This window comes from Synechococcus sp. R6-7, assembly GCF_047461695.1.
GTDB lineage: Bacteria > Cyanobacteriota > Cyanobacteriia > Thermostichales > Thermostichaceae > Thermostichus.
The window spans coordinates 1-4,262 of record NZ_JANSHS010000029.1; the positions used below are offsets into that span (position 1 = coordinate 1).

Annotated in this window: 5 protein-coding genes; 1 reads left to right on the plus strand and 4 read right to left on the minus strand. The window is 61.3% G+C overall.

What is annotated here, in order from left to right; translation table 11 throughout:
* Positions 1 to 146 precede the first annotated feature (146 nt).
* The 3 genes from NW815_RS01060 to NW815_RS01070 are packed head-to-tail and all read right to left on the minus strand — an operon-like array spanning position 147 to position 2,184.
* Positions 147 to 1,607 carry a DASH family cryptochrome gene (locus NW815_RS01060; protein WP_414388708.1) on the minus strand — a complete coding sequence of 487 codons (1,461 nt, stop codon included), beginning with the start codon at positions 1,605 to 1,607 and terminating at the stop codon, positions 147 to 149.
* A gap of 12 nt (positions 1,608 to 1,619) precedes the next feature.
* Complete coding sequence (locus tag NW815_RS01065) at positions 1,620 to 1,949, minus strand: HU family DNA-binding protein (RefSeq protein ID WP_238376891.1); 330 nt, start codon at positions 1,947 to 1,949, stop codon at positions 1,620 to 1,622.
* Between the two features lie 37 nt (positions 1,950 to 1,986).
* Positions 1,987 to 2,184 (minus strand): cytochrome b6f subunit family protein, encoded by a 198-nt coding sequence (locus NW815_RS01070; protein ID WP_041436278.1) that lies wholly within the window; start codon positions 2,182 to 2,184, stop codon positions 1,987 to 1,989.
* A gap of 141 nt (positions 2,185 to 2,325) precedes the next feature.
* Between NW815_RS01070 and NW815_RS01075 the strand changes: the two genes are divergently transcribed.
* Entirely contained in the window at positions 2,326 to 2,769 is a 444-nt protein-coding gene (locus tag NW815_RS01075) for an ATP-binding protein (RefSeq protein WP_414388709.1), read from the plus strand.
* A 3-nt stretch (positions 2,770 to 2,772) separates the two neighbouring features.
* Here NW815_RS01075 and NW815_RS01080 read toward each other — a convergent pair.
* The coding region (locus tag NW815_RS01080; RefSeq protein WP_414415629.1) for a DUF3352 domain-containing protein at positions 2,773 to 4,262 on the minus strand (1,490 nt) is incomplete at its 5' end.

Consider the following 4,262-nt stretch of genomic DNA (forward strand, 5'->3'; position numbering starts at 1 on the left):
GACCAAGGGCTTATGAGTCCCCTGCTCTACCGCTGAGCTACTGAGCCAGGACAGCGCTTAACTAGAATAGCACTCTTGGGCCGGAACTGCGCCTCAGAAAATCCCCTCAGCCCCCTCTCGGGAAGAAGCCCCAGACAAGGCAATGCCTATCGGCAGGTCAGGGCAGCTTCGTAAACCCGTCGGTTGGCCGCGAGAGACTTCTCCAAATCCACCAGTGGGCGAGGGTAGTCCACCCCCAATCGGACTCCAAATTGCTTCTGCTCGGCAGCAGTGAGGCGATAGGGCTCGTGGATTTTATCCCCCGGGATCCCGGCCAATTCCGGCAACCAGTGGCGCAGATAGTCTCCTTTGGGATCGTACTCGCGAGATTGCTTGGGGATGTGGAAGTAGCGGAAGCCGCGGGCATCGTTCCCTACGCCGGCGGTGTAGTTCCAATTGCCGTAGTTGCTGGCCACGTCGTAGTCGATGAGCAACGACTCAAACCACTCAGCGCCCATGCGCCAGTCGATGCCCAGGTTCTTGGTCAAAAAGCTGGCCACATTCTGCCGTCCCCGGTTGGACATAAATCCGGTAGCCGCCAGCTCCCGCATGTTGGCATCCACCAAGGGGTAGCCCGTCTCACCCCGACACCAAGCCTGAAAGCGCGGCCAATCCTGCTGCCAAGGGATGGGGATCCCTTGGATCCCAGAAGGACGGAACAGTTTGGCGCCGTGCTTGGCCAAGATAAACCGAAAATAATCCCGCCACAGCAGCTCAAACACCAGCCAGTAGGTGGACTCATTGCGCACCCGCTCCTGCTCGTAACGCTTGACCTCGGCATAGACGGTGCGAGGGGAGATGCAGCCCAGGGCCAACCAAGCAGAAAGCCGGGAGCTATCGTCGGGATCCAACATGCCGTTGCGGGTTTCTTTGTAGATGCGCAGCCGATCCCGATCCCAAAAGTAGGTTTGCAGGCGGGCATGGGCAGCGGTGCTCCCGCCGGTGTAGGTGAAGCGAGCCCGTGGATCCCCGGCAGGTGAAGATAGCCCCAGCGAGGCCAGGGTGGGCAGAGGGCCGGGATCCAAACCCGATGGCAGGGGGGGGATCGAGGGAATGGGCAAGGGATCCCGGATGGGAGTGCTTTCCTCGACTTGCTTTCGAAAGCGGGTGAACAGCTCCGGCAGTTGCGAGAGACAAAAGGGGAGATCTTCAGGGTGGTAGAGGGTGTGGCCCCAATCGACCTGCAACGGGATCCCCAGAGACCGCAAAGCCCGCTCAACAGCAGCCGCCACCTCCTTCTCCTCGGTGCCCACCTCTTCATGGGCATAGACCGCCTCGACCCCCCACTCCTGTGCCAAGGTGGGGATCACGTGTTCCGGCTGTCCCTGGCGGATCACCAAATCCGAGCCGCGCGACCGCAACTGCTGCCGCAGATCTGCCAAACTCTCCAGCAAAAACTGACCGCGGAAAGGGCCGGTTCTGGGGCGGAGTACAAAGGAAGTCTGGCCAAACTGGCGGGGATCCAAGCAATACAAGGGGATCAAAGGGGATCCCTGTTGGCAGGCCCGCGTCAGCGGCTGGTGATCCAGCAGGCGCAAGTCGGTGCGAAACCACAGCAGGACGGTCATTCTGCAGCTACCCTACACGGATCCCGCGGACTCAGACTTGGACACCCGAACCCCAGCTGGACGCCCCAGCTCAGGGCTGGGAACAAAATGAGGCACATCGGCAGCCGGGATGTGAACAGGGGCCTTGGTGCGCGGATGATAGGTTTGCCGGGCGGGACGATGGCGCAGCGAGAACGTGCCAAAGCGAGCCAGCCGCACGGATCCCCCCTGGGCCAGGCATTGGCTAATGCTGTCCAGCATAGCCTCCAGAGCAGCAGCAGCCATTTCCACGGTCAGGCCATCCACCTGCGCGGCCATCTGGCGGGCCAGCAAACGGCGAGTCAAATGAGGAGGAGAAGCCACCAACCGACCCTCTAGACAACAGAACACAGACAGGGGCTTAGAGCACCTCCAGTTCACTCTCGAAAAACCAATGTCGAGAGCGATCGGGAAACTCCAGAATGTAGCCGACACCGCTGCCATCGACCACACGCCGTGCCAGCACCACAGCCTCTTTGCCCACCAGAGCGCTGAGGTTTTCTTGTCCGCGATCCTGGACAGAGCGAACTTTGACCTTATTTCCAACCTTGATCGCCATAAAACCGCGAAGAGACTTACCACTCAAGATGGTACGGCAAAAGTCCCCTTGCCGAGCTCCTGCCGCACCTCTGCTGGGGTTGACCCCGATGGGATTGCTAGAATGGGGTCAGAGTGCCGTGCCCCAGGGAAGACTGCCTCCGTGATTGCCCTCTCCCTCAAACCCGCCCACTGCTCCTGGAGCGTTATCAGCTTTCCCTCCACCCTCTACACTCAGCCCGTCCTCGATCTCTTGATCTCAAAAGTCCCTCCTGCCTGGAGAGCGGAAATACGTTTGGGCCTACAGGAAGCAATCATCAATGCCGTCCGCCACGGCAACGGCCTCGACCCCAACAAGAAGGTGATCATCGAGTACGCCAGCTCGCAGCCCTTTTACCAATGGCTGGTGCGAGATCAAGGGCCCGGCTTTTGTCCCCAAGAGAAGCTCCACCGATGCCAACATAACATCTTGGAAACCGAAGAGTCGGGCCGAGGAATGCTGCTGCTCACCCAAATCTTCGACTTTGTGGAGTGGAATGAAACAGGCAACCAGGTCTACCTGGCCAAATACATCCACGCCAACTGCCGGGATCCCTGGATAGTCTGACCCTCAATGCCACTCCCAAAACAGCTTGCCCATTTGGGTAATCTGGCAGCCCCGATCGGGGTAGGGAGCTTCAGAAACCGCTAGGGCTGTGGTGGCGAAGGCAAAGCGCGTGGATGACCAGCGGGATCCCTTAGCGCTCCGCGCCGCTGACGCGACCGGGTCGGGCAGCTCGCTTTCCAAGAGCAACCCCAGGGATCCATAGCCATAGCCCAAATTGCGGTGGGGCAGGGAAGCCACCAACTTGCGCCAGGCGCGATTTGCACTCAAGGGGGGATCCGCGAGGGCCGTCTCCAGAGCCCCCAAAGAAGAGGCCAGGTAGGAATAGCCTTTGCGGTCGGCGTGATACACCTGCGCCGGCAACGGGATCCCCGACGGCGACTGGGGAAGAGCTTCTGCCGCCGGCAACGGCAGGGATCCTCCCTTCCCGCTGACTTCCAGCCGCTCCCCTGCCAACACGGGGATCTCCGGTCGATGGGTGGAGCGGTGAGGACTCCGTCCCGCTGTCGCGACCGGCGGGGGTTCTGACGGCAAGGACTCCGTCTCCCCCGCAGGAGTGGTCGGTTGGGCCCAGGCGGTGGCGGTGCCACGCTTCGTTGCCAGAGAGATTACCTGCCAGCCTTGGGCGCGTGCCCGCTCATCCAAGTCGAAATAAGGACTCCGTCCCGCTGTCGCGACCGACTCATCCGGCAGCTTACCGACCCACAGCCAGGCTGGATCCCCGTCGCCGGGCAAAAGGGCAAAGGCAAACTCTCCCCGTTCCGGCAACAGACGCTGCCAGTCCAGCGCCACCTGAGATTGCAAGCGCTGCAGCCACTGGCCGGGATCCACCCGCAACCCCAGGGAATTTAGGGGCTGGATCTGCCCCAGGCTCTGCCAAACTGAGACCAGATTCTCTCCGGAAATCAGCGCCAAGGTTTTATCCGGCAGATGTTGAAGGATCTGCGGGCGAAAGGCTTCTGCCGCCGGCAAGGAGAAGCCAGCGGGCGCATGCCAGAGGGCAGCACTTTCGGCCACCAAGCCGCGGAAGTTTACCCCCAACCCCAGCCCTACCGCCTGCAACGTCAGCCCATCTGAAGAAACCGCCTCTGGATTTTGCCAGAAGGCCCAACCCACATGCGCCTCCCGCAAGGGCTGGATGACCTGCTGAAACAGAGGCTGAGCCACCAGAGACAACTGCGGCAACTGCCAAGCATCGATTGCAGCCCGAATGGCAGCAGGCTGCTCCGCCAGCAACACGTATTGCTCGCCGAAAACGGCTGCCGAGAAACCCTGCAGGCCCGGAATCGGGCTAGACACCACCTGAATGCCCTTGTAAGTGTCTACCTGCACCGGCCTCCCGGCCAAGCTCTGCCGTTCCCACAACAGGTTCAGCTCAAATTGAGAGAGCGCCGCATCCCGCGTTTCCAGGGCAACCAAGGTGCCCCACTCCGGCAAACTGGCCAAGAGGGTGCTCCTCCCCAGCCAGGGCCGCACCTCCCGCTCAAAATCAAGGG